4 protein-coding genes and 1 pseudogene are annotated in these 3,920 nt (G+C 69.0%); all 5 read right to left on the minus strand.

From position 1 onward, the window contains the following. Positions 1-388: pseudogene (locus tag G3N64_RS38385) on the minus strand (hypothetical protein); the annotation flags it as partial. A 6-nt stretch (positions 389-394) separates the two neighbouring features. Next, positions 395-1,855 carry an IMP dehydrogenase gene (guaB, locus tag G3N64_RS38390; RefSeq protein WP_027787106.1) on the minus strand — a complete coding sequence of 487 codons (1,461 nt, stop codon included), beginning with the start codon at positions 1,853-1,855 and terminating at the stop codon, positions 395-397. Positions 1,856-1,906: 51 nt separating this feature from the next. Further along, entirely contained in the window at positions 1,907-2,068 is a 162-nt protein-coding gene (locus G3N64_RS38395; protein WP_205788791.1) for a hypothetical protein, read from the minus strand. A gap of 64 nt (positions 2,069-2,132) precedes the next feature. Next, on the minus strand, positions 2,133-2,939 hold the full coding sequence (locus G3N64_RS38400) for a DUF2182 domain-containing protein (RefSeq protein WP_205788793.1): 807 nt from the start codon (positions 2,937-2,939) through the stop codon (positions 2,133-2,135). 28 nt (positions 2,940-2,967) lie between these two features. Continuing rightward, on the minus strand, positions 2,968-3,732 hold the full coding sequence (locus tag G3N64_RS38405) for a DUF899 domain-containing protein (protein WP_205788792.1): 765 nt from the start codon (positions 3,730-3,732) through the stop codon (positions 2,968-2,970). Positions 3,733-3,920 lie beyond the last annotated feature (188 nt).

The raw sequence follows: 3,920 nt of genomic DNA on the forward strand, positions 1-3,920 counted from the left end.
TGGCCGATGCGAGCCGCACGCCGCCGAGGCCGAGCACGATCAGCGCGACGCCGGCCACGGCCGACAGCACCCTGCCGGCGGCCGCGAGCGCGGGACCGCTGCCGGTGCCGATCGACCAGACGATCGTCAGCGCGCCGGTCAGCCAGACCACGTGGCCGACCGATCGCGCGACCGGCGCCGTGAGATCCCCGTTGAACGCTGCATGAAACGCGAGCCACGCGAGCCCGAGCAACGCGATGCCGAACGCCTGGCCGAGCATGGCCGGCTGGACGTTCGCAAGCTGCAGCGCGTTGAACAGCGACTGCCAGGGCGTCAGCACGAACAGCACGCCGAACGCCAGCAGCAGCACGGCATCGATGATCAGCACGGCTCGCAGCAGCGGTTTCATCGGCGATCAGTCCACGTGGTAGTTCGGCGCTTCCTTCGTGATCTGCACGTCGTGCACGTGCGACTCGCGCATGCCCGCCGCGGTGATCTGGACGAATTCGGCCTTGTCGTGCAGCTCGTCGATCGTGCGGCAGCCGCAGTAGCCCATGCTGGCGCGCACACCGCCGACCAGCTGGAACAGGATCGCGTTGACCGAACCCTTGTACGCGACACGGCCTTCGATGCCTTCCGGCACGAGCTTGTCGATGTTCGCCGAGTTGTCCTGGAAGTAGCGGTCTGCCGCGCCGTCCTTCATCGCACCGACCGAACCCATGCCGCGATACGACTTGTACTGGCGGCCCTGGTACAGGAACACGTCGCCCGGCGCCTCTTCGGTGCCCGCCAACATGCTGCCCATCATCACCGCGTTCGCGCCGGCCGCGAGGGCCTTCGACACGTCGCCCGAGAAGCGCACGCCGCCGTCGGCGATGCACGGCACGCCCGTGCCCTTCAGCGCTTCCGCGACGTTCGCGATCGCGCTGATCTGCGGCACGCCGACACCGGCGACGATCCGCGTCGTGCAGATCGAGCCCGGGCCGATACCGACCTTGACGGCATCAGCGCCGTATTCGACGAGCGCCTTCGCGGCGGCGGCCGTCGCGATGTTGCCGCCGATCACCTCGACGTGCGGGAAGTTCTGCTTGACCCAGCGAACGCGCTCGAGCACGCCCTTGCTGTGGCCGTGCGCGGTATCGACGACGATCACGTCGACGCCGGCCTGCACCAGCAGCTCGACGCGCTCTTCGTTGTCGGGACCGACGCCGACCGCCGCGCCTGCGCGCAGCTTGCCGTGTTCGTCCTTGCACGCGTCCGGGTGCTCGGTCTGCTTCGTGATGTCCTTGACGGTCATCAGGCCGCGCAGTTCGAACGCGTCGTTGACGACCAGCACGCGCTCGAGGCGGTGGCTGTGCATCAGCGCCTTCGCTTCGGCGAGCGGCGTGCCTTCCTTGACCGTGACGAGGCGCTCGCGCGGCGTCATGATCGACTTGACCGGCTCATCGAGGCGGGTTTCGAAACGCAGGTCGCGGTTCGTGACGATACCGACGAGCTGCGGGCCTTCGACGACCGGGAAGCCCGAGATGCCATGCTGGCGCGACAGCGCGATCACGTCGCGCACCTTCATTTGCGGCGGGACCGTGATCGGATCGCGGACGACGCCCGATTCGAAACGCTTGACCTTCGCGACCTCGCGGGCCTGTTCGGCCGGCGTCAGGTTCTTGTGGACGATACCGACGCCACCCTGCTGTGCCATCGCGATCGCGAGGCGACCTTCGGTGACCGTGTCCATGGCGGCGGACACGAGCGGCATGTTCAGGGAGATGTTGCGGGTCAGCTTGGTCTTGAGGCTGGTGTCGCGCGGGAGAACGTCGGAGAAGGCGGGTACGAGGAGCACGTCATCGAAAGTGAGTGCTTTTTGGATCAGACGCATGGCAAATCCTATGGGCGCAAAAGCGAATTATACGCGAAGCGCCGCGAATTTTCACAACACGAACAACGGCTTAGCCACTTTCCTCCGTTCGGGGGCCGAATCGTTCGGTTCGCCGTTCGGTTCATTTTCGATCGCCTTTCGTTTCACCGCCGCATCGAGCCATTCGCGCAACCGGCCGCGAAACGGCCCGTCCGCCTGTTGCAGACCGGCCACGCGGCGCTAGCGGCGACGGTGAAGCGCGGCCCGGCGACGTGCCGAACGCGTCGCCTTCCCCGCGTTACAGCAGCCCGGCCGCGCGGACGATCATCGCCATGCCGCCTGCGACCACGGCGCAGCCGACGATCCGCGCAACCCGCCCGCCGGCCGGCACAAGGCGTTCGGCGGCGATTGCAACCGTCACGGCCGCCATCACGCGCGGATCCATCATGCCGGCGGCCAGCGCGACCGCCATCAGGTTCCCGCAACACGCCCCGCATCGCATGGCGGCTCGCACGCCGTGCCGCCATGCTGCACCGGCCTCCACGCGCGGCTGGGGCACGCAGGTCGCCGCGTGCCGGCAGCACGCCAGCCGGCGCGCCTTCCATCCGGAGAATTGCAGGACGCCTGCAGCCAATACGACCGTGCCGGCCACGAACGGCATCGCGCGGGCGAGCGCCGGCAGCCGTGCGGCCGCGCTCGTCAGTGCGGCGCCAACCGGAAACACGAGCGCCCCAAGCGCCATCCACACGGCGAAATACCCGGCACCGGCCACGACGACGAACCAGGTCGAACGCGCCGCAGCCAGTGGGCCAATGCTCTGCCGGTATCGCCAGAGCACTGGCGCCAGCACGGGCAGCATCATCGCCACAGTCATCGTGCCCCACATCTCGGCCATCGCCGCGATCGTGCGGCCGGCACCCCATCCGCATGGCCGCAGCCCTGTTGCCTGCGCCATCCAGCCGCCGGGCACCGGCGCGCCGCCCATCGCCGCCATCGACGCGTGCTGCGCCACGCTCGCGATCGCGGCAACGGCGAACACGGCAACGAGCGCCACCCCGAAGGCCCGCGGATCGGGCCCCGCATCGCCGGTCACCGGCCGTGCCATCGCGCGCGCCGATCCGTTGCCGGCGTGCTCAGCCGCGCGCGTACTCGTCATGACGGCGCCACCACGGGCCTGTCTCGTTGCGCCCGCGCGGCGCGCGATCGAGCCACTGGTACATCCCCCACAGCCCGTCGAGCCCGCGCGCATAGGTCGAGTACGTGTGATAGACGGCGCCGTCCTCGCGCACGAACGCACTCATCCCCGGCCGGTCGAGCGAATACGTGACCGCGTCGGTGCCGCAGGTCGCCGCGAACTGCACGACGGGCGCCGGCGGCGGATCCATGTCCATCGCGTGGCCGGCCCGCGCGTAGTTGTACTCGACGTCGCCGGTGCGCTGCTGCGTTTCGGTGAACGACACATTGAAGTCGAAGTTGAAATCGCTGCCGACCGACGACGCCCACGGGAAGCTCCACCCCATCCGCTGCCGGTAAGCGAGCAGCTTCGCGAGCGGCGCGCGCGACACGGCGCCGAGCGTCACGTCGTGGTTCGCCAGGTGCACGGCGAAGCCGTCGAACCCGTCGGCGAGCGCCGAGCACGACGGGCAGCCGGCCTTGTAGTCGGGGCCGAACATGAAGTGATAGACGAGCAGTTGCGAACGGCCGAGAAACAGATCGTCGAGCGTTGCCTGCCCGTCTTCGGTGTCGAACCGGTAGGTCTTGTCGACGCGCACCCAGGGCAGTGCCTGGCGCCGCCGTGCGAGTTCGTCGCTTTGCCGCGTCAGCGCCTTTTCCGCGTCGAGCAGCGCGCGGCGCGCGGCCAGCCATTCGTCGCGCGTTCCTGTGAGATGGGTCGTCATGGCGGGTTCCTCCTTCCGATGGGTATCCGGGCACGGCGTCCGGTGCCGTGTGCGTGGTGCTAGATTAGTGGCGGGCATCGGGCCGGAGGGAGTGACAAGTGTGTCGGGATTCGGATGGATTCGCTGATCACGGCGGCCGCGCGCGCGCTCGCGGCCGGTGACGCGCTCGGCGCGCTGAACCGCGTTGC

Origin of the sequence: Burkholderia sp. Ac-20344, from assembly GCF_017104975.1 — a bacterium.
Classification (GTDB): Bacteria; Pseudomonadota; Gammaproteobacteria; order Burkholderiales; family Burkholderiaceae; genus Burkholderia.